This window comes from Sphingomonas sp. 179-A 2A2 NHS (genome assembly GCF_045371305.1).
In the GTDB taxonomy this organism is placed as follows: Bacteria; Pseudomonadota; Alphaproteobacteria; order Sphingomonadales; family Sphingomonadaceae; genus Sphingomonas.
In genome coordinates this window covers 442181-460967 of record NZ_JBIQDE010000004.1, presented here as the reverse complement: position 1 = coordinate 460967, position 18787 = coordinate 442181, and the positions used below count along the sequence as shown (strand labels likewise).

Sequence of the window (18787 nt, the reverse complement as noted above, 5' to 3'; positions counted from 1 at the left end):
CATCACATCCGGAGAGGACTTCTTCCATGGCGCTGACCGCCGCCACGCTAATCCTGGCCCTGGTGCTTTTCTATCTGATGGCGAGCATCAAGATCGTGCGCCAGGGCTACCAATATACCGTCGAGCATTTCGGCCGCTACACGACCACGGCGTCGCCCGGTTTCAACTTCTATCCTGCCTTCTTCTACCGCGTCGGCCGACGGGTAAACATGATGGAGCAGGTGATCGACATCCCCGGTCAGGAGATCATCACCAAGGACAATGCGATGATCTCCACCGACGGGGTGGTGTTCTTCCAGGTGCTCGACGCGGCGAAAGCGGCGTATGAAGTATCCGACATGCACGTCGCGCTGCTTCAGTTGACGACGACGAACCTGCGCACGGTCATGGGATCGATGGATCTCGATGAAACACTGTCGAAGCGGGACGAGATCAATGCGCGGCTGCTGAGCGTCGTCGATCACGCCACGACCCCGTGGGGGGTGAAAATCACCCGCGTCGAGATCAAGGACATCCGCCCGCCGGCCGACATCGTCAATGCGATGGGGCGTCAGATGAAGGCGGAACGTGAGAAGCGAGCGAACATCCTTGAAGCGGAAGGCATGCGGGCGTCCGAGATCCTGCGCGCCGAGGGCCAGAAGCAGGCGCGGATCCTGGAGGCCGAGGGGCGGCGCGAGTCGGCCTTCCGTGACGCCGAGGCGCGCGAGCGCGGGGCAGAAGCGGAGGCGAAGGCGACACAGGTGGTGTCCGATGCGATCCAGGCCGGCGGCACGCAGAGCCTCAACTATTTCATCGCGCAGAAATACGTCGAAGCGGTGGGCAAGTTCGCGACCAGCCCCAATTCCAAGACCATCCTGTTCCCGGTCGAGGCAACCCAATTGATCGGTACGCTAGGCGGCATCGGTGAACTGGCGAAAAGCGCGCTTGGCGATGCTGCGACAGGGGCAAGTGCGGCTGGCGCGACGCCGCAGGTTCCGCGCGTGCGGGAGCCGAGGCCGCAATGACGCCGCTGCTCTGGCTGGGAGTTGCCGTGGTCCTAGGCATCGCGGAATTGCTGGTGCCGGGTGTGTTCCTGATCTTCCTCGCCATCGCCGCGGCAGTGGTCGGTGTCGCGCTGTTGGCGCTGGCCGACCTCCCGCTGGTCGCCCAACTTGGCGCCTTCGCCGTCTGGAGCGTGGTGACAGTGCTGATCGGGCGGCGCTGGTATGTGGATTATCCGGTGGAGACGAGCGACCCGCTACTGAACGACCGCGCGGCCCGGATGGCCGGCGAGATCGTCACCGTCTCGGTTCCGATCGTGGCCGGCTCCGGCAGGGTGCGCGTGGGCGATAGCGAGTGGCCGGCGTCCGGACCGGATGCGGAAGCCGGAGCGCGAATGCGGGTGGCGAAGGTAACTGGCGGGATTGTGTCGGTGGAGCCGCTGTAGCGGGGCCGGGCGTAGCCTTACAGTTCCGCGGCTTCAGCCGGTTCACTCCTCGTGGTTGCGTCCTCAGCGATGATACGGCGGCGCGGCAAAGCCTCCGGCATCTCGTCGCGGATGAAGGCAAGCATCTTTTCGCGCATGTCGCAGCGAAGGTCGAACGCGGTGGGCGCGTCCTTGGCGGTGGCGAGGACGCGAACCTCGATTGCATCCGGCTTCGTATCCGTGACCTGAAGCGCGAAGCCGCGACCATCCCAATGTGGGCTGGCACGTACGACCTCTTCGTATTTCGCCCGCAGACGAGCGACGTCAGTGGTGGGATCCAGCCAGAAGAAGGCACTGCCAAGCAACTGACTGGTGTTTCGCGTCCAGTTCTGAAACGGCATCTCGAGGAACCGTGAGACGGGAACGATCAGCCGCCGCTCATCCCACAGAGCGACGACAACATAGGTGAGGCGGATCTCCTCCACCCGACCCCACTCGCCTTCGATGATCAGCACGTCGTCGATCCGCACTGGCTCGGTGAACGCAAGCTGCACGCCTGCGATGAGGTTCTTGAGCGCTGGCTGTGCGGCCGCACCGACCGCGAGACCCGCAAGGCCGGCCGACGCCATCAGCGTGATGCCGATGCTGCGAATGCTGGGAATGGAGAGCAGCATCAGCGCGATCGTCAGCACGCCGATACCGATAACTACGATCCGCCCCAGGATCGCGGCCCGGGTCCGGCGCCGACGGGCACGCAGATTATCCGCAACTGAGATGTCGTAGTGAATCTCGACCGCCCGAACATACACACGGACGATGGTGATCAGCAGCCAGCCGATCAGTCCGGGCACGATCAGGCCGGCGGCGAGTTGCCACAGCTCGTTGCCCCACTTGGGAAGCTCCAGAAAACGTCGTGTGGCCGCCAGTGCGATGGCGACCGCGATCCAGCGCAGCGGACGCCGCGACAAAGCCAGAGCGGCATCGTCCATCGAGTCGGGCGTACGCACGGCAATACGTGTCGCGATCGCATGCATGACCGCGTGGAACAGGAGCGCGACCATGATGGCCGCTGCGACGATTGCCAGGTTCGTAATCGCCGCCGGCACTTCCCAGCGGCTCACCTCGCTCCAGTCAAAGTTCATGAGCGCTCAAAGACGGGAGCCGGCGCGCTGGTTCCGCGCGCCGGCCACCGGATCAGGCAGGCTGCGCCACCTTGGGTGCCGAGTCGCGCACGCCCTGGTCGACGTGATCGGCGAACTGCGCGAAATTGTCGTTGAACAGGTCGACGAGCTTCGCGGCCGTCGCGTCATAGGCTGCCTTGTCGGCCCAGGTTTCGCGTGGATCGAGGATCGATGCATCGACGCCCGGCACCGAGACGGGCACGCGGAAGCCGAAGTTCGGATCCGTGCGGAACTCGACGTCGTTGAGGCTGCCATCGAGCGCCGCGTTAAGCAGCCCACGCGTGGCCTTGATCGGCATGCGATGGCCGACGCCGTACTTGCCGCCCGTCCAGCCGGTGTTGACCAGCCAGCAATCGACGCCACCCTTGGCGATCCGCTCCTTGAGGAGATTGCCGTAGACCGACGGGTGGCGCGGCATGAAAGGCGCGCCGAAGCAGGTGGAGAAGGTCGCGTCCGGCTCCGTCACGCCAATCTCGGTGCCGGCAACGCGCGCCGTATAGCCGGACAGGAAGTGGTACATCGCCTGGTCAGGAGTCAGCTTGGCGATCGGCGGCAGGACGCCATAAGCATCGGCGGTGAGGAAGATGATATTCTTCGGGACGCCGCCCATATTCTCCTTCGACGAATTCGGGATGAAGTCGATCGGATAGGCACCGCGGCTGTTCTCCGCGAGGCTCGCGTCATCGAGGTCGAGCGTGCGGGTCACCTGGTCCATGACCACGTTCTCCAGCACCGTGCCGAAGCGCTTGGTGGTCGCGAAAATCTCTGGCTCGGCATCGGGCGAGAGACGGATCATCTTGGCGTAGCAGCCGCCTTCGAAGTTGAAGACTGCCGTGTCGGACCAGCCGTGCTCGTCGTCACCGATGAGGGTGCGGCTGGCGTCGGCCGACAGCGTGGTCTTGCCAGTGCCCGACAGGCCGAAGAACACGGCGGTGGAGCCGTCCGCGCCCATGTTGGCCGAGCAGTGCATCGGCATCACGCCGGTCGGCGGGAGGAGATAGTTGAGGAGGCCGAAGACCGACTTCTTCATCTCGCCCGCGTACTTCGTGCCCCCGATCAGGATCAGCTTCTCGGTGAAGTTGACCGCGATCACCGTCTCGCTGCGGCAGCCGTGGCGCGCCGGATCGGCACGGAAGCTCGGCAGATCGATGATCGTGTAGTCAGCGACGAAATTCTTGAGCTCGCTCTCTTCCGGGCGAACCAGCATCGTGCGGATGAAGAGATTGTGCCACGCGAGCTCGTTGATCACCCGGACGCGGACGCGGTGGCCGGGCTGCGAGCCGCCGAACAGATCCTGGACGAACAGATCTTCCTTCTCACGCAAGCAGGTGAGGAAATCTTCCTTCAGCGCGGCGAAATGCGCCGGCTCCATTGCCTTGTTCGACTTGCCCCACCAGACGGTGTTTTCCGTCTCGGCATCCTTCACGATGAACTTGTCCTGCGCGGAGCGACCGGTGTGCGGGCCGGTTTCCACGACCAGCGGACCGTCCGCCGACAGCTTCCCCTCGCCTCGCGCCACGGCCGCCTCAACCAGGCGCGCGGTGACGAGATTCCAGTGGAGCGTCGCGCGGGTCTCGATCCCCTGCGTCTCGAGGCCTGCGTCGGGAATTCGATCGCTCACTTATTTTCCCCTAACTTTTGTGGTTCTCTACTCTCGCACGAATGCGACTTGACGGATCGCATATCGGCGGGGTGCCACCTCGTCAAACAACCACGGCATTGAGCGCGTCCCGGCTTTCGACTACCCTCGCCCCATGACGGCAACGATCGCGCTCGTCGACGACGACCGCAACATCCTGACCTCCGTGTCCATCGCGCTGCAGGCCGAAGGGTTTCTGACACGCGTCTATTCGGATGGCGAGACGGCCCTGAAGGCGCTGACCGAAAACCCGCCCGATCTGGCGATATTCGACATCAAGATGCCGCGAATGGACGGGCTGGAACTGCTGCGCCGGCTGCGGGAGCGCAGCCGAATCCCCGTAATCTTCCTGACCAGCAAGGATGATGAACTGGACGAAGCGCTGGGCCTGGCGATGGGGGCGGACGATTATATCGCCAAGCCATTCAGCCAGCGGCTGCTGATTGCGCGGATACGGGCGATCCTGCGGCGCACGGAGCTGAATCATGCCGCTGACCCGGGACAGTCAGAAGCCAATCCGCCGCTCGAGCGTGGTCGGCTGACCATGGACCCGGCCCGTCACCGCGTGACGTGGAAGGGCGCGGCCGTCACGCTGACGGTGACGGAATTCCTGATCCTGGAGACTCTGGCGCAGCGCCCAGGCATCGTGAAGACGCGAAACCAGTTGATGGACGCCGCCTACCAGGACGACATCTATGTCGATGATCGAACGATCGACTCCCACATCAAGCGGGTGAGGCGCAAGTTCCGGGAGGTCGATCCGGAGTTCGACTCAATCGAAACCCTGTATGGCGCCGGATATCGCTTCTCCGAGGAGTGAGGGCTCCGACCTCACGCTTCGCTGGTCGGGCCGGGTCTCACTCACCCGGCGCATCCTTGCGGTCAACATCTTTGCATTACTGCTGCTGGCCGGTGGCTTTTTCTATCTTGATTCGTACCGGACCCGCATCCTGGACAATCGCGCCGCTCAGGCGATGCGCGAGGCGCGGCTGATCGCGGAAGCACTGCAAGCCGTTCCCCCAGACGCGCGCGACGCGCTGATCCTCCGGATGGCCCGCGACAGCGGGACCCGCGTGAGGCTCTATGACCCGAACGGCGGACTGATCAGCGACAGCAGAGCGCTGGGTGAGCGCAACTTCGTGCTGCGCGATCCGGACAAGGACGGGCTGGACCAGAAAGCGGCACGGTTCCTAGATGCGGTGATAGACACGGTCGTCGGCGCTGCACGCCCCCCGCTGTACCGCGAGCGACGCAACGGGTTGATCTGGCCCGACATCAACGAAGTGCGCGCCGGCGGCACGTCGAGTACGATCTGGCGGGCGCCGGATCGCACCCCAGTGATCACCGCTGCTGCACCGCTGGAGCGGTTCGGGCCGGTCGTGCTGACGACCGTGAACGCGCGGGACATTACACAGACGGTGCGCGTCGAGCGGTTTCGGCTGAGCGTGGTCCTACTGGTCGTTGCAGTCGTATCAGTCCTCCTGTCGTTGTTCCTGGCGCGCACCATCGTACGGCCGCTGCGACGCCTCGCCCGCGCGGCGGTTCGCGTTCGGCTGGGTCGGGCGCGCGAGGTGGTGGTGCCGCGCCTTCCTGAGCGAGGCGACGAGATCGGGATGCTAGCCCGGGCACTGTCAGACATGAGCCTGGCGCTGCGGGCGCGGATCGATGCGACCGAAGCCTTTGCCGCAGATGTGACTCACGAGTTGAAAAACCCCCTCGCCTCGCTCCGCTCCGCGGTGGACGGGCTCGGCAGTGTAAGCGATCCGGTCTTGCAGGATCGGCTACTCGCCATCGTGCGGGACGACGTTGTCCGGCTCGATCGCTTGATCAGCGACATCTCGGAAGCCTCCCGGCTCGACGCGCAACTGAGCCGCGCGAAGTTCGAGCCGGTGGATATAGGCCAGATGCTGGAAGGCCTGCTTCGCCAGCGCGAGGAGCGCGGTGTGGAACGCGGCGTGCGGCTCCGCTTCGATCGCGACGAGCAGCTTCCCATGATCGTGCCGGGGGAAGGAGCGCGGCTGGAGCGGGTGTTCGAGAATCTGCTCGATAACGCCATCTCCTTCTCTCCCGACGGCGGCCTGATTTCGGTGGCGGCGATCCGGCGCGGCAGCATGCTTGAGCTTCGCTTCGAGGATGAAGGCCCGGGCGTGCCGCCCGAGGCACGCGAGGCGGTGTTCCGGCGCTTTCACTCGATCCGCCCGACGGACGAGCGGTTCGGCCAGCATTCCGGACTGGGGCTGGCGATTGCGCGGACGATCGTCGAAGGGCATCAGGGCACGATCGACGTCGAGTCGCGCGAGGATCGGCTGAGTGGTGCCCGCTTCGTGGTACGATTGCCGCTCAGCGATCGAGGTTAAGTAAGGCCGGAGTTGAGGCGTTGGATGGGCGCGAGACGATTCATGCCTCGACCGTGGCGATCGAGGGCCGCGCGGTGATGATCGTTGGGCCTTCGGGTGCAGGCAAGTCCGACCTCGCGTTGCGCCTGATCGATCGCGGCGCGACGCTGGTGGCGGATGATTATACCAATCTGTCTCGAGACGGTGACACATTGGTGGCCTCGGCGCCGGCAACCATCGCCGGACGGATCGAAGTGCGCGGGCTGGGCATTGTCGAGACGCGCCATGTTGATGATGTGCCGGTGGCGCTCACCGTGGACCTTGGCACAGACGTGCCGCGGATGCCGGAGCCATCCACCATGACCATCGCAGGTATCGCCATTCGCCGGGTTGCGCTCAACCCACGTCCTGCTTCCGCGCCGCTGCTCGTCGAATTAGCGCTTAGGTACGCTTTGCCATGAATCGGCTTCCGGATATCCTCCTTGTCACCGGCCTTTCTGGTGCAGGCAAATCCACGGTGTTGAAGACGCTGGAGGACCTCGGCTGGGAGGTGGTCGACAATCTCCCCTTGTCTTTGCTCGATCGCTTGCTGCGTGCCGAACCAGTGCCCCGCGAGGGGCCAGTCCGGCCACTTGCAATCGGCAGTGGCGCAACGACGCGCGATTTCGTGCCAAGTGCGATCATCGAGCAGGTCGAGCGTGTCCGTGCCGCGGGAAAGCAGGAGATCAGCGCGCTGTTCCTCGATTGCGCGCCTGACGAGTTGGCACGTCGCTATGACGAGACTCGGCGGCGCCACCCCCTCGCGCTGGACCGACCGGCGCGGGAAGGGATCGAGCAGGAACGTGTGCTCCTCGAACCACTGCGCCGCTGGGCCCCACGCTTGATCGATACCAGCCGCTACAACGCTTCGGAGCTCGCACAGCGGATCCGCGCCGATTACGCACGCCCGGGCGTTGGGGAACCGACGATCTCCGTCTGCTCGTTCGGTTTCGCGCGCGGGCTGCCGCCTGACGCCGATCTCGTCTTCGATATGCGATTCCTGCGCAATCCGCATTGGGACCCAGAGCTTCGGCCAGGCACCGGTCTCGACGATGACGTTGCGGCCTACGTGGCGGATGACCCTGCTTACGAGGAGGTGATCGGCAAGATTGAGGACCTGCTGCTGTCCGTCCTGCCCCGGTATCGGGCGGAAGGAAAATCATATATAAACATCGCTTTCGGCTGTACCGGCGGGAGACATCGGTCAGTGCATGTTGCCGAACGGGTCGCGGCACGGTTGCGCGCGGCGGGATTTTCGCCCACCGTCGTACATCGTGATCTCGCGGCAGTGCCGCACGATGCGCTCGAGGGACGGCCTGACGGGCAATGAGTGAATTGACGACGCAAATGATCGGGCTGGTGCTCGTGACGCATGGCCGTTTGGCCGACGAATTCGTGACCGCGATGGAGCATGTCGTTGGCCCGCAGCAGCAGGTGCGCACGGTCGCGATCGGGCCGGACGACGACATGGAGGCGCGCCGCGCCGACATTCGCGCGGCGATCGCCGAGGTGGATGCCGGCCGCGGCGTGATCGTGCTGACCGATCTGTTCGGGGGCACGCCATCGAACCTCGCCATCTCGCTGATGGAGCGCGGGCGGGTGGAGGTGATCGCTGGTATCAACCTGCCGATGCTCATCCGGCTAGAGTCCGCACGCCGCAAGCTGGGCGTCGCTGCCGCCGTTGCTGCCGCGCGCGAGGCAGGGCGGAAATATATTTCCGTCGCATCCGAGGTGCTTGGCGTGGGCGAGGCTGCTGCGTGACGGTATCGCGCGAGGTGCTGATCGCGAATAGGCGCGGTCTTCATGCGCGTGCCAGCGCCAAGTTCGTGACTCTGGCCACCCAGCAGCCGATCCCGGTGCAGGTGTCCAAAGGCGGATCCGCGGTTACGGGCACGTCGATCATGGGGCTGATGATGCTCGGCGCCGCGAAGGGTGACACGATCACCATCAGTGCGCAGGGTGACGGTGCTGACGCGGTGGTGGCGACGATGTGCGAGCTCGTCGAGGCCAAGTTCGGCGAAGATTGAGGGCCCATGCCCCGTACGATTACCGCCTTTTCCAATCCGCTCGTGAAGCGCGTCCAAGCGCTGCGAGACAAGCGACACCGCCGTGAAGAAGGCCTGTTTCTCGCGGAGGGGCTGCGTATCCTGACGGAAGCGCGCGAAACCGGTCGCGTGCCGCAGTTTCTGTTCTTCGCGGCAGCAAGCGCGCGTCATCCCCTGGTGCAGGCGCTGATCGAGGCCGTAGAAGCGCGTGGCGGGGAGGCTATCGAGACCAGCGAGGCGATCCTCTCCAAACTGTCCGGCAAGGACAATCCGCAAGCGGTGGTCGGTGCGTTCGAGACGTTCGACACATCGCTGGAGGCGCTGGACCGCTCGACGAGCCCGATCTGGCTGGTGGCGGAACGGCTGCGCGATCCGGGTAACCTCGGCACGATCCTGAGAACCGGCGACGCAGTGGGTGCAGGCGGCCTCATCCTGATCGGCGACAGCGTCGACCCTTTCTCCACCGAGGCCGTCCGCGCGAGCATGGGCGCGCTGTTCACCGTGCCGCTGGTGCGCACGACGTGGGACATGTTTCTGCCGTGGCTGCGGGGCGGGCCCGGCCAGCTTGTCGGCCTGAGCCTTCGCACCGACAATCATTACCGCAGTGCGCCCTATGTCGCGCCGACCTTCCTCCTCACCGGCAACGAGGCACAGGGCCTGCCGCGGGAGCTGGAGGATGCCTGCGACCTGCTGGTGAAGATGCCGATGCTGGGCAAGGCGGACAGCCTTAACGCTGCCGTCGCAACCGCAGTGATGGCCTATGAAGTGCTGGCCCATCACCGGCCCACCGAGGGATGCTGAGATGACCGATCCTGCCGACCTGCCCTATCGCCCGTGCGTTGGCGTGATGCTGCTCAATCGAACCGGTCAGGTGTTCGTCGGGCAGCGGCTCGATACGACGCTTGAGGCCTGGCAGATGCCACAGGGCGGGATCGACCCCGGCGAAGAGCCGCTGACTACTGCCATTCGTGAACTGGGCGAAGAGACCGGAATTACGCCCGACGACGTCGAACTGATCGCCGAGGCGCCTGGACAATTCCGCTACGATCTGCCGCCCGAACTGATCGGCAAGGTGTGGAAGGGGCGATATCGTGGCCAGATCCAGCGCTGGTTCCTGTTTCGCTTCACGGGCACCGATGGCGATATCCGCATCGCGACCGCGCATCCCGAATTTCGTGCGTGGCGCTGGGCCGATCCCAAGGATCTTCCAGCGTTGATCGTGCCGTTCAAGCGCGCTCTCTATCGCGAGGTCCTCGCCGCATTTTCGGCTCATCTTGGCTGAGCCACGCCCCGCCCCCATGTGCTTCATCGGCGCGGCCGGATTACATAACTGACAGACGTGCCACTGGCTTTGCTCTTTCTTGCTCCTTTCGTGCCGGCAGAAGAGGCGATGGTAGCCCCTGCCGAGCCTGCGGACATCCCCGCCCCGATCCGCGCCATGCTGGAAGCGGCGATCGCGTCCGGCAACGAAGGCGAGGTGACAACGATCGTCAAATACGCGCGCACTGCTGACCCGGCGAGCGGCGATGCCGTGCTTCGCATCGCGAACGACTGGCGCAGCGCCCGCGCGCGTGAGCGGCAGACGCGGATCCAGCGGGCCGGGCTTTTCGATCTGTGGAGCGGGCGTGCGGAGGTGGGCGGCTTCATCAACACCGGCAATTCCGAAACGGCCGGGGTGATCGGCATCCTCGATCTGACGCGTGAAGGGCTGGACTGGCGCCACAAGCTGCGCGCGCAGGGCGACTATCAGCGCAGCCTTGGCGTCACGACGCGCGAGCAGTATCTCTTCGCTTACGAGCCCAACTGGAAGATCGATGCGCGTCGTTACGTCTACGGCGCGGCGCAGTTCGAGAGCGATCGCTTCCTGGGCTACAACCAGCGCTATTCGGCGTCGGCGGGTGCCGGATACAGCCCCATCAAGACATCAGCGGTGTCGCTGAATTTGGAGCTTGGGCCGGCCTTCCGGCATACGGAATTCACTGACGACACTGTCGAAAGCAGCCTCGCGGCGCGTGGCAACCTCGACCTCGACCTGAAACTGTCGCCTGGGCTGACGTTCACGCAGGATGCGTCTGCCTATCTGCAGCGGTATAATTCCACCGTCAGCAGTTCGACTGCGCTGGCGGCACGGCTGATCGGGCCGCTGTCGGCACGGGTGAGCTATACCGTGCAATATGAAAGCATGCCGCCGCTTGGCCGGGTGTCGACTGACACCACCAGCCGCGCCTCGCTCGTCTACACGTTCTGAACGCGTGGCGCTGCGCCTCAGCGCAGCGCGCCGGCCAGCAGCTTGTGCAGCTTGGAATGAAGCCCGTCATTTGCGGCGAGGAACTCGTTGCGCTCGAGCGCACGGTCACCGCCGCGGAAATCGGTGACGAAACCGCCCGCTTCCTTCACCAGCAGCATGCCGGCAGCGACATCCCAGATCTTTAGATCCGATTCCCAGTAACCGTCGAACCGGCCAGCTGCGACCCAAGCAAGATCAAGTGCGGCTGAGCCGAGGCGCCGGATACCGGCAACCTGCGGCGCGATCGAGCCGAAGATGCGGGTCCATTGGGCGAAGTCGCCGTGCCCCATGAAGGGAATGCCGGTGGCGATCAGCGACTCGGTCAGCTCACGGCGCGAGGACACGCGCAAACGCTGGTCCTGCAGCCACGCGCCGCGGCCCTTTTCGGCCCAGAAGCTTTCGTCGGTGAGCGGCTGATAGATCAGCGCGGTCGTGATCTCGCGCTTGCCGCTGGGCATCGGCTCCTCGACGGCGATCGACATCGCGAAGTGCGGGATGCCGTGGAGGAAGTTCGACGTGCCATCGAGCGGATCGATGATGAAGCGCGGCTTGGACGGATCGCCGGCAACCTCGCCGCGCTCCTCCATGATGAAGCCCCAGTCCGGTCGTGCCTTGGACAGTTCCTCGTAGAGCGTCTGTTCGGCGCGGCGATCGGCCATCGACACGAAATCGGCCGGCCCCTTGCGGCTGACCTGGAGGTGCTGGACCTCGTTGAAGTCGCGACGCAGGCGCGGCGCTGCCTTGCGGGCGGCGCGCTCGATGACGGTGAAGAGGCCGGAATGGGCTGGCATTTTCTTGAAACCTTATCCCCTTCGGATCGCCAAAGGGGTTGGGTGGAAGGGCGACGAAACGGTTCGCCTGGATCGGGCACCCGCCGGAGCACTGGCCCTCCCCTGCCCCTCCAGCAGGAGGAACGAGCTTAGTCCGCGCGGCGGACGTACGTCTGTTCGTAAACGTCGACAACGATGCGGGTTCCGCTGCCGATGTGCGGCGGCACCATGACGCGCACGCCATTGTCGAGGATCGCGGGCTTATAGCTGGACGAGGCGGTCTGCCCCTTCACCACGGCATCGGCCTCAACGATCGTCGCCTCGATCGTATCGGGCAGCTGAACGCTGATCGCTTCCTCGTCATAGAGCTCCATGACGACGTCCATCCCATCCTGCAGGAACGCGGCGGCATCGCCCAGAAGATCGCGCGGCAGCGTAACCTGATCGTAGGTTTCCTTGTCCATGAACACGAGGTTCTCGCCTTCGGCGAACAGGAACTGGAAGTCCTTGGTGTCGAGGCGGACGCGCTCCACCGTCTCGGCCGAGCGGAAGCGGACATTGTTCTTGCGACCATCGCGCAGGTTCTTGAGTTCGACCTGCATATAGGCGCCGCCCTTGCCGGGCTGGGTGTGCTGGATCTTCACCGCACGCCAGATACCACCTTCATATTCGATGATGTTGCCGGGACGGATGTCCACGCCGCTGATCTTCATATTTGTACCTGCTGGAAAGAGCGTTGGGCGCGTCTAACGATCATGGCCCTTCCCGGCAAGCAGTGGGTAAGGGTTCACCGGCTGACCTTCGTGCCACTGATCGCCAGGCGCCATGCGGCTGACCCCGAAGTGAAGGTGCGTGTTGCCCGCGCCTGCGTTGCCGGTGTCACCGACAAAGCCCAGCAGCGTGCCTGGCCTAACGATCAGCCCTTCATGCATCCCGGGCGCGTAGCCGGCGAGGTGCGCATAATAATAGCTCCAGCGACGGTCGGGGGAGCGGACGTAGAGCGTCGTGCCGCCGGCGTCACTTTGGAACAGCTTCTCCACCTGACCGGCCGCCGCGGCGCGGACGGGCGTGCCGCCCGGGGACATGATGTCGATCGCCTCGTGCGCCCGGCTACCGCCTGCGCGGCTGTCTCCCCAAGTGTCGCTCAGTTGATCGGCAGAGACGCCAGCGACCGGGATCGCCAGAGCGCCGGTCGTTGCCGGCGGCTCGATCACCGGTTCGGTCACTGGGCCGACGGCGCGAGGGCGTGACGGACCGAACGACAGCATCGAGGCGAAGGCGATCGCCGCCAGGACGATAAGCGCGAGGATCGATCCGCCGAGCCTCGTCATCTCACGCCTGGAAGATCACCGGCGTGCCGGACTTCACCATCAGCGCGACTCGCGCGGCATCCCAGTTGGTGAGGCGCACGCAGCCATTGCTTTCGGTGCGGCCGATCTTCTCCGGATCCGGCGTGCCGTGGATCCCGTAATGCTCCCGGCTGAGATCGATCCAGACTACACCGACCGGATTGTTCGGGCCGGGCGGGATGATCTGCGGCTTCTTGTCGTTACTGACCTTCTTCAGGATCTTGGGGTTCATCTTCCAATCGGGATTGGGAGAGACGTGGAGCACCTTCCAGTTGCCGAGCGGCAGCGGATCGCTGGCGGACCCGATCGTGGCGCTGTACTGGCCGATAAGCTGGCCGCCATCGTTATAGACGCGCAGCACCTTGTCCGACTTGTCGACGACGATCTTCGCGGCCTGCGGCACGCCTGCATCCACGTTGAGCTGAGCCAGCGTCTGGCGCCATGTGGGCGTCGCATCGGACGGATAGTCGCGCGAGGTGGGCAGCGCATTCGGGAGCACGATCTTCTGCCCGGGCGCGAGACGGATACCGGCCGGGTTCAGCTCCTGGATGACGGCCGGCGTGGTGTGGAACATCTCGGCCAGCTTCTCCATCGGGCTGGTGTAGGCCATTCCATCGAGCTTCGCCTGATCGGCGTAGTCCTTGGGGATCGACTGGAGGAATGGGCCCTGGAGGACGCGCTGGTCGAGCGTCATCGTCACCGTCGGACGGGCAGCACGGTACGGATAGAGCGCCCGGAGCGTCGCCGCATCGGCCTTGCCGGTGATCGGCAGACCGCGGGACTGCTGGAAGCCCTTCAGCGCGTTGACCAGCGAGATGCCGCCCCGGCCGTCGAGCACGCCGGGGCCGAACCCGAGCTTGTCGAGGATCACCTGAACATGAAGCGTCGAGCGATCGAGGGGCGGCTTGGTTGCCGTTGCTGCCGCCGCTGGCCGGGCCTGCTGGGCACTGACCCCGGCCGCGGCACCGGCGAGACCGAGGGAGAGGATGGCGGCGGCGGCAATTGGCTTCATCGTTGACCCTCACTGATACGCTGCGCCAGACAACGGCTTGATCGGCCGGTTGTTTCCACAGCGTATCGAGGGATCTTCAGCGAAGGACCTCCTGGAAGGCGCGGACGGCTGCTGCTTCATCGCCGCCCCACACGGCATGGCTGACGGCGAGGAAATCCGCGCCAGCGGCGACCAACGGGGGCGCGTTCGCCGGCGTGATCCCGCCGATGGCAACGCAAGGCAGCTCGAACACGGTGGACCACCAGGAAAGGATCACTGGTTCGGGGTGATGCTTCACCTCCTTCGTGGTGGTCGGATAGAAGCTGCCGAAGGCGACATAATCGGCGCCCGCCTCCCCCGCCTCCATCGCGAGGTGCCGGCTGTCGTGACAGGTGACACCGATCTGCACCTCCGGACCGAGCACGGCACGCGCCTCGCGCGGATCGCCATCCTCCTGGCCGAGATGCACGCCATCGGCGCCGAGCCGCTTGGCCAGCGAGATGCTGTCGTTGACGATGAACGCCACCTCCCGGTCCGCGCAGATGCGCTGCAGCGGCTCCGCAAGCGCGGCCGCCTCATGCTGGTTCACGTCCTTCACCCGGAACTGGAAAGCGGCGACCGGGCCGGCGTCGAGCGCGCGCGCCAGTCGATCGGGGAACGTGCCCGAGACGTCGAGCGGCGAGATCAGGTAGAGCTGACACGGCGGGCGGTTCAGGTCGCGCGTGAAAGCGGCAGCGAATTCAGGGTCGAGAGGCCCGAGAGGATCGTCGATCATGCGCATTGCGGTAGCGGCAGGGACCGGCGCGTGGAAGCGCCCACATGCAGCGCGAATGTTGAGGAAGTTGAGGCTCTGGCGCGTTTTTGGCGACCGGCGAATGTTGAGGAAGTTGAGGCGCTGGCGCTTTTTTTGCGCCCTGTGATTGTTGAGGAGGCCGAGGCGCTGGCCCAGCCCCCGAGGTGGTGCCGGCAAGGAGGTTCAGGGAAGGCCATGGCGCGATTGTGCCAGCCGTGGCAGATGTAGGACAGCGCTTCCGGCAGCGCGGCAGCTCCGCGGGACAAACGGTTGCAACCGAACGGCTTTGTCGTTCGTCCTGTCCTGAGTAGCTTGGTTGCGGAGGAGCATGTTGATGACCGCAAGACTGCTCCTGCTGATGGGGCCAGCCATGGTGCTGGCGGCATGCAGCACCCCGAACGTGCCAAAGGCCGCCACCGCGCCGCAACCGCGGAGCATCGGCACTCCTCCGCCGCGCAGTGCCGCAACCGGCCTTTCCGCGATGATGGCCGCGGCAGCGACCGCGACCAACCCCTACGTCGGCGGCGCGAAGATGATGGGCACGCGCACGATCGCGGATAATTGCGCGGCGGCACCCAATCTTCGCCAGCTGGCGCGCGCCCTGAATGCAGGGGGCGGCCGTGCTGCGCTGTCGTCGGCGGGGCCGATCACGGTGTTCGCGCCGTCCGACGCAGCGTTCGGCCGACTGGCGCCCGGAGCGGTCGACCAGCTGCTGGCGCCGGCCAATCGTGCGGCCCTGGCAAAGGTGCTGAACTATCACGTCGTGCCCGGCGCGGTCACGCTCGCCGACCTGCGCGCGCGGATCGATGCGGGTGGCGGACGGACGCAGCTGACGACGCTGGATGGCGAACCTCTGCTGGCCGCGCGTGACGGGGACGCCGTCGCGCTGACCGACGTCAACGGCAACAAGAGCTATGTCGAGACGCCCGATGTCCAGCAGGTCAACGGCGTGATCCATGTGGTGAACGGATTGCTGGTGCCGCGGCTGGGCTGAATGCCCGCCGATCGGTGAGCAGCAGCGCTAGGCTTTCTGATCCCAGCGGCTGGCGGCCGCATCGTCGGTGGCCCGTGGCTCGACCCAGCGGCGCTCGCTCCCTACCGTTTCCCGCTTCCAGAACGGCGCGTCGGTCTTCAGTCGGTCGATGAGATACGCGCAAGCGTCTAGCGCGGCGCCGCGGTGATCGGCGCAGGCAGCGACGAACACGATGCGTTCGCCCGGCTGCATCGGTCCGACCCGGTGGACAATCGTTGCGGCATGAAGCGACCAGCGCGCGATCGCCTCCTCCGCCAGCTTTCCGAGCGCAGCCTCGGTGGCGCCGGGATAATGTTCGAGATGAAGCTCGCTGACGCCATCGTCGGCGCGGACCAGGCCGGTGAACGTGGCGACTGCCCCGCCCTGCTCCGCCGACACCATCTCCGCCGCGACGTCAATCGGATCGGACGAGACGAGGACGCGGATCATCCGCCCGTCACCGGCGGGAAGATCGCGATCTCGCGTGCGCCGGCAATCGGCGTGTCGAGCGGGACGAAGGACTGGTCGATTGCGGCACGCAGGCGGGCAGGATCGGCGAACGCCTCGGCATGGCCACTGCTTCGGCCGGCGAGCCAATCGACCAGATCAGCGACGGTGGTGACGCCGTCAGGCGGCGAAACCTCCTCCTCCGCGGTACCGACCCGTTCGCGGACCCAGGCGAAATAGACCAGCCGCATGGTCAATCCATGTGCTTCAGGCCGACGCGCAGATAATCCCAGCCAGTGATGACGGTGAGCCCGGCCGCCCCCCACAGGCAGGCGAGGCCGACGACGCGGATCCACTCGACCGCGGGCAAGGCGCCGGCGAGGATCAGCGCGCCGAACGCGACGAGCTGAAGCGTCGTCTTCCACTTGGCGAGGCGCGAGACGGGAAGCGACACCTGCAGCCCGGCAAGGAATTCGCGCAGGCCCGAGACGGCGATCTCGCGCAGCAGGATGATGAGCGCGGCGATGATGTGAACGCCGTTGATGACGGCGATATCGTCGTGCCGCGTTCCGACCAGCATCAGGATCACCGCGGCGACCATGATCTTGTCCGCGATGGGATCGAGGAACACCCCGAGCTTGGACACCGTGCCCTGCGCGCGGGCGAGATAGCCGTCGAAATAATCAGTGATGCCCATCAGGCAGTAGAGCGCGAACGCAATGCCGAAGCCGAATTCCCACCGCGGCCACCACAGGAAGGCGACCAGCGCCGGGACCGCGACGATCCGGGACAGCGACAGCAGGTTCGGAAGGGTCAGCACGACAGATGACTTAGCCCGCCGGGCGGCGCGCGCAACCCCGGCGGCGCGATGCCCGCGGGGTTGGCATCGCATACGGGCACAAGCTATGTGCGCCGCAACTCTGCCACTGTCGGGCGATTTTCCGTTATGATCAACGCCCTCGGGCTTCTGAAGCGACGGCGTTTCCTGCCGCTTTTTACCACCCAGTTCCTCGGCGCATTCAACGACAATCTGTTCAAGACGGCCATGGTGCTGTTCGCGACCTATGAGATCTTCGCGGACCCGCAGCAGGAAAGCTTCTTCAATGCGCTGGCCGCGGCGCTGTTCATCCTGCCGTTCTTTTTGCTGTCGGCACTTGCCGGGCAGCTGGCGGATTCGAACGACAAGGCCAAGATCATCCGCATCGTGAAGATCGCGGAGTTCGCGATCATGGCGCTTGGCTGCGGCGGGCTGCTGCTCGCCCGAGCGGGACAAGTGACGCTGCCTGTCGTCATGATGCTGGGCGCGGTCGTCGGCCTTGGTATCCACTCCACCTTCTTCGGCCCGATCAAATACGCCATCCTGCCGCAGCATCTGGAAGAGGAGGACGTGCTTGGCGGCACCGGCCTGGTGGAAGCCGGCACCTATCTGTCGATCCTGCTCGGCACGATCATGGCGGGGTTCATCTATCACTCGATCCCGCTCGTCACCGGCGTGCTCTTCACCGTCGCGGTGCTCGGCTACATCACGGCGCGGATGGTGCCTCCGGCCCCGCCGCTCGGGCCGCCGCTGAAGCTTGACCTCAACCCCTTCCGCGCCTCGTGGAAGCTGATCAGCGCGACCATGCATATCCCGCGGCTGTTCCTGGCGATCTGCGCGATCAGCTTCTTCTGGACGATCGGATCGGTGCTGGTGGTGATCTTCCCGCCGCTGGTTAAGAATGTGCTGACCGCCGATGCGAGCGTCGCGAGCCTGGTGCTGGGCATCTTCTCGATCGGCGTCGCGATCGGATCGGTTGTCATCAACCTGATGCTGCGCGGGCATATCTCGGCGCGCTATTCGCCCGCCTCGGTGATCGCGATGGGCGTGGCGGTGGTCGGCTTCTGGTTCGTCGTGACCGGCTGGGAGGCGGCGCCAGCGGGGACGCTGTACGACATCCCGGCCTTTGTCACGCATCCCGGCGCGCCGCTGGTGCTCCTGGCGCTGCTGTTCGTGGCGATCTTCGGCGGGATGTTCGTGGTGCCGCTGTACGCGTTCCTGACCACCACGGTGACCAAGGACCAGACGGCGCGCACGGTGGCGGCGAACAATGTGGTGAACGCCGGCGCGATGACGATCGGGTCGGTTTCGGTTGCGGCGATCACCGCGCTTGGCGCGACCCCGACCCAGCTACTGCTGGTGGTCGCGGGCATGTGCCTCGTCTCGGCGTGGATCGCACAGCGGCTTCACCGCGCGTGCGATTGAGCGGGGCTTACATGGCCCCGGTCACATGATGAGCGTGTAGAAGCAGACGAAAAAGGCGGTGAAGCTGAGGACGAAGAGCTTAAGGTCCTGGTCGTCCTCGCGCGCCTGGCGCTTTGCGGGCGCGGGCGGCGGCAGGGAGCGACGCAGGGGATGACGGGCGGCTTCGTTCGTGGTCACGAGCGTTCGGTTCATGGTGACCGCGTTAACGATTTGTTTACCAATTCGCCCAGTGGCTTTGTGCCAGCGGCTGT

The 18787-nt window shown here is 65.3% G+C and carries 24 protein-coding genes; 13 read left to right on the top strand and 11 right to left on the bottom strand.

Going from position 1 to position 18787, the window contains the following annotated elements:
• Positions 1-26 precede the first annotated feature (26 nt).
• Together ACH0AE_RS11730 and ACH0AE_RS11725 are read left to right on the top strand one after the other, a co-directional pair.
• Positions 27-1004, top strand: coding sequence for an SPFH domain-containing protein (locus ACH0AE_RS11730; RefSeq protein WP_294441548.1), 978 nt, complete (start codon positions 27-29; stop codon positions 1002-1004).
• A complete protein-coding gene (locus tag ACH0AE_RS11725) occupies positions 1001-1426 on the top strand; it encodes an NfeD family protein (RefSeq protein ID WP_294441550.1) in 426 nt (141 codons plus the stop codon). Before ACH0AE_RS11730 ends, ACH0AE_RS11725 begins: the two co-directional genes overlap by 4 nt.
• Before the next feature lie 17 nt (positions 1427-1443).
• Here ACH0AE_RS11725 and ACH0AE_RS11720 read toward each other — a convergent pair whose 3' ends face one another.
• Both ACH0AE_RS11720 and ACH0AE_RS11715 read right to left on the bottom strand, forming a co-directional pair.
• Entirely contained in the window at positions 1444-2547 is a 1104-nt protein-coding gene (locus ACH0AE_RS11720) for a mechanosensitive ion channel family protein (RefSeq protein WP_294441551.1), read from the bottom strand.
• 52 nt (positions 2548-2599) lie between these two features.
• Positions 2600-4207 (bottom strand): phosphoenolpyruvate carboxykinase, encoded by a 1608-nt coding sequence (locus tag ACH0AE_RS11715; RefSeq protein ID WP_294441553.1) that lies wholly within the window; start codon positions 4205-4207, stop codon positions 2600-2602.
• 133 nt (positions 4208-4340) lie between these two features.
• Between ACH0AE_RS11715 and ACH0AE_RS11710 the strand changes: the two genes are divergently transcribed.
• The 9 genes from ACH0AE_RS11710 (at position 4341) to ACH0AE_RS11670 (ending at position 10893) form a co-directional block, all read left to right on the top strand.
• Positions 4341-5045, top strand: a complete 705-nt coding sequence (locus ACH0AE_RS11710; RefSeq protein WP_294441555.1) for a response regulator transcription factor — start codon at positions 4341-4343, stop codon at positions 5043-5045.
• On the top strand, positions 5014-6582 hold the full coding sequence (locus tag ACH0AE_RS11705; RefSeq protein ID WP_294441556.1) for a stimulus-sensing domain-containing protein: 1569 nt from the start codon (positions 5014-5016) through the stop codon (positions 6580-6582). The genes ACH0AE_RS11710 and ACH0AE_RS11705 overlap by 32 nt, the downstream gene beginning before the upstream one ends.
• A 20-nt stretch (positions 6583-6602) precedes the next feature.
• On the top strand, positions 6603-7022 hold the full coding sequence (locus ACH0AE_RS11700) for an HPr kinase/phosphorylase (RefSeq protein WP_294441557.1): 420 nt from the start codon (positions 6603-6605) through the stop codon (positions 7020-7022).
• Positions 7019-7930: an RNase adapter RapZ gene (gene rapZ / locus ACH0AE_RS11695; RefSeq protein WP_294441559.1), complete on the top strand. Its 912-nt coding sequence runs from the start codon at positions 7019-7021 to the stop codon at positions 7928-7930. The genes ACH0AE_RS11700 and rapZ overlap by 4 nt, the downstream gene beginning before the upstream one ends.
• A 17-nt stretch (positions 7931-7947) precedes the next feature.
• Positions 7948-8361 (top strand): PTS sugar transporter subunit IIA, encoded by a 414-nt coding sequence (locus tag ACH0AE_RS11690; protein ID WP_294441632.1) that lies wholly within the window; start codon positions 7948-7950, stop codon positions 8359-8361.
• Positions 8358-8627, top strand: coding sequence for an HPr family phosphocarrier protein (locus ACH0AE_RS11685; protein WP_294441560.1), 270 nt, complete (start codon positions 8358-8360; stop codon positions 8625-8627). The genes ACH0AE_RS11690 and ACH0AE_RS11685 overlap by 4 nt, the downstream gene beginning before the upstream one ends.
• A 6-nt stretch (positions 8628-8633) precedes the next feature.
• Positions 8634-9446 (top strand): RNA methyltransferase, encoded by an 813-nt coding sequence (locus ACH0AE_RS11680; protein WP_294441561.1) that lies wholly within the window; start codon positions 8634-8636, stop codon positions 9444-9446.
• 1 nt (position 9447) lies between these two features.
• A complete protein-coding gene (locus tag ACH0AE_RS11675) occupies positions 9448-9927 on the top strand; it encodes an RNA pyrophosphohydrolase (protein WP_294441563.1) in 480 nt (159 codons plus the stop codon).
• 108 nt (positions 9928-10035) lie between these two features.
• Complete coding sequence (locus tag ACH0AE_RS11670; RefSeq protein WP_294441564.1) at positions 10036-10893, top strand: YdiY family protein; 858 nt, start codon at positions 10036-10038, stop codon at positions 10891-10893.
• Positions 10894-10910: 17 nt separating this feature from the next.
• Here ACH0AE_RS11670 and ACH0AE_RS11665 read toward each other — a convergent pair whose 3' ends face one another.
• The 5 genes from ACH0AE_RS11665 to thiE form a co-directional block, all read right to left on the bottom strand.
• The gene (locus ACH0AE_RS11665; protein ID WP_294441565.1) at positions 10911-11723 is read right to left on the bottom strand and encodes an inositol monophosphatase family protein; all 813 of its coding nucleotides are present in this window, start codon (positions 11721-11723) and stop codon (positions 10911-10913) included.
• A 128-nt stretch (positions 11724-11851) separates the two neighbouring features.
• On the bottom strand, positions 11852-12415 hold the full coding sequence (gene efp, locus ACH0AE_RS11660; protein ID WP_294441566.1) for an elongation factor P: 564 nt from the start codon (positions 12413-12415) through the stop codon (positions 11852-11854).
• Between the two features lie 33 nt (positions 12416-12448).
• Positions 12449-13033, bottom strand: a complete 585-nt coding sequence (locus tag ACH0AE_RS11655) for a M23 family metallopeptidase (RefSeq protein ID WP_294441567.1) — start codon at positions 13031-13033, stop codon at positions 12449-12451.
• A 1-nt stretch (position 13034) separates the two neighbouring features.
• The gene (locus tag ACH0AE_RS11650) at positions 13035-14063 is read right to left on the bottom strand and encodes a L,D-transpeptidase (protein WP_294441568.1); all 1029 of its coding nucleotides are present in this window, start codon (positions 14061-14063) and stop codon (positions 13035-13037) included.
• Between the two features lie 76 nt (positions 14064-14139).
• Positions 14140-14823 (bottom strand): thiamine phosphate synthase, encoded by a 684-nt coding sequence (thiE, locus tag ACH0AE_RS11645; RefSeq protein ID WP_294441569.1) that lies wholly within the window; start codon positions 14821-14823, stop codon positions 14140-14142.
• 346 nt (positions 14824-15169) lie between these two features.
• Here thiE and ACH0AE_RS11640 point away from each other — a divergent pair, with 346 nt between their 5' ends.
• Positions 15170-15829, top strand: a complete 660-nt coding sequence (locus tag ACH0AE_RS11640) for a fasciclin domain-containing protein (protein ID WP_406875754.1) — start codon at positions 15170-15172, stop codon at positions 15827-15829.
• Between the two features lie 27 nt (positions 15830-15856).
• Here the strand turns inward: ACH0AE_RS11640 and ACH0AE_RS11635 are convergent, their stop codons facing one another.
• The 3 genes from ACH0AE_RS11635 to pgsA are packed head-to-tail and all read right to left on the bottom strand — an operon-like array spanning position 15857 to position 17114.
• Positions 15857-16297 (bottom strand): molybdenum cofactor biosynthesis protein MoaE, encoded by a 441-nt coding sequence (locus ACH0AE_RS11635; protein WP_294441571.1) that lies wholly within the window; start codon positions 16295-16297, stop codon positions 15857-15859.
• Entirely contained in the window at positions 16294-16545 is a 252-nt protein-coding gene (gene moaD / locus ACH0AE_RS11630; protein ID WP_294441572.1) for a molybdopterin converting factor subunit 1, read from the bottom strand. The genes ACH0AE_RS11635 and moaD overlap by 4 nt, the downstream gene beginning before the upstream one ends.
• A gap of 2 nt (positions 16546-16547) precedes the next feature.
• Positions 16548-17114: a CDP-diacylglycerol--glycerol-3-phosphate 3-phosphatidyltransferase gene (gene pgsA, locus ACH0AE_RS11625; RefSeq protein WP_294441574.1), complete on the bottom strand. Its 567-nt coding sequence runs from the start codon at positions 17112-17114 to the stop codon at positions 16548-16550.
• Positions 17115-17240: 126 nt separating this feature from the next.
• Between pgsA and ACH0AE_RS11620 the strand changes: the two genes are divergently transcribed.
• Entirely contained in the window at positions 17241-18536 is a 1296-nt protein-coding gene (locus ACH0AE_RS11620) for an MFS transporter (RefSeq protein WP_294441575.1), read from the top strand.
• Positions 18537-18557: 21 nt separating this feature from the next.
• Here the strand turns inward: ACH0AE_RS11620 and ACH0AE_RS11615 are convergent, their stop codons facing one another.
• Positions 18558-18728 (bottom strand): hypothetical protein, encoded by a 171-nt coding sequence (locus tag ACH0AE_RS11615; RefSeq protein WP_294441576.1) that lies wholly within the window; start codon positions 18726-18728, stop codon positions 18558-18560.
• Positions 18729-18787 lie beyond the last annotated feature (59 nt).

Excerpts from the sequence above, each read along its gene's own strand:
- ACH0AE_RS11635 (WP_294441571.1), bottom strand. The coding sequence starts at position 16,297 with ATGATCCGCGTCCTCGTCTCGTCCGATCCGATTGACGTCGCGGCGGAG.
- ACH0AE_RS11705 (WP_294441556.1), top strand. The coding sequence starts at position 5,014 with ATGGCGCCGGATATCGCTTCTCCGAGGAGTGAGGGCTCCGACCTCACG.
- ACH0AE_RS11650 (WP_294441568.1), bottom strand. The coding sequence starts at position 14,063 with ATGAAGCCAATTGCCGCCGCCGCCATCCTCTCCCTCGGTCTCGCCGGT.
- ACH0AE_RS11710 (WP_294441555.1), top strand. The coding sequence starts at position 4,341 with ATGACGGCAACGATCGCGCTCGTCGACGACGACCGCAACATCCTGACC.
- thiE (WP_294441569.1), bottom strand. The coding sequence starts at position 14,823 with ATGCGCATGATCGACGATCCTCTCGGGCCTCTCGACCCTGAATTCGCT.
- ACH0AE_RS11655 (WP_294441567.1), bottom strand. The coding sequence starts at position 13,033 with ATGACGAGGCTCGGCGGATCGATCCTCGCGCTTATCGTCCTGGCGGCG.
- ACH0AE_RS11615 (WP_294441576.1), bottom strand. The coding sequence starts at position 18,728 with ATGAACCGAACGCTCGTGACCACGAACGAAGCCGCCCGTCATCCCCTG.
- ACH0AE_RS11730 (WP_294441548.1), top strand. The coding sequence starts at position 27 with ATGGCGCTGACCGCCGCCACGCTAATCCTGGCCCTGGTGCTTTTCTAT.
- efp (WP_294441566.1), bottom strand. The coding sequence starts at position 12,415 with ATGAAGATCAGCGGCGTGGACATCCGTCCCGGCAACATCATCGAATAT.
- moaD (WP_294441572.1), bottom strand. The coding sequence starts at position 16,545 with ATGCGGCTGGTCTATTTCGCCTGGGTCCGCGAACGGGTCGGTACCGCG.
- ACH0AE_RS11675 (WP_294441563.1), top strand. The coding sequence starts at position 9,448 with ATGACCGATCCTGCCGACCTGCCCTATCGCCCGTGCGTTGGCGTGATG.
- ACH0AE_RS11725 (WP_294441550.1), top strand. The coding sequence starts at position 1,001 with ATGACGCCGCTGCTCTGGCTGGGAGTTGCCGTGGTCCTAGGCATCGCG.
- rapZ (WP_294441559.1), top strand. The coding sequence starts at position 7,019 with ATGAATCGGCTTCCGGATATCCTCCTTGTCACCGGCCTTTCTGGTGCA.
- ACH0AE_RS11690 (WP_294441632.1), top strand. The coding sequence starts at position 7,948 with ATGATCGGGCTGGTGCTCGTGACGCATGGCCGTTTGGCCGACGAATTC.
- ACH0AE_RS11620 (WP_294441575.1), top strand. The coding sequence starts at position 17,241 with ATGATCAACGCCCTCGGGCTTCTGAAGCGACGGCGTTTCCTGCCGCTT.
- ACH0AE_RS11640 (WP_406875754.1), top strand. The coding sequence starts at position 15,170 with ATGACCGCAAGACTGCTCCTGCTGATGGGGCCAGCCATGGTGCTGGCG.
- ACH0AE_RS11665 (WP_294441565.1), bottom strand. The coding sequence starts at position 11,723 with ATGCCAGCCCATTCCGGCCTCTTCACCGTCATCGAGCGCGCCGCCCGC.
- ACH0AE_RS11720 (WP_294441551.1), bottom strand. The coding sequence starts at position 2,547 with ATGAACTTTGACTGGAGCGAGGTGAGCCGCTGGGAAGTGCCGGCGGCG.
- ACH0AE_RS11680 (WP_294441561.1), top strand. The coding sequence starts at position 8,634 with ATGCCCCGTACGATTACCGCCTTTTCCAATCCGCTCGTGAAGCGCGTC.
- ACH0AE_RS11670 (WP_294441564.1), top strand. The coding sequence starts at position 10,036 with ATGGTAGCCCCTGCCGAGCCTGCGGACATCCCCGCCCCGATCCGCGCC.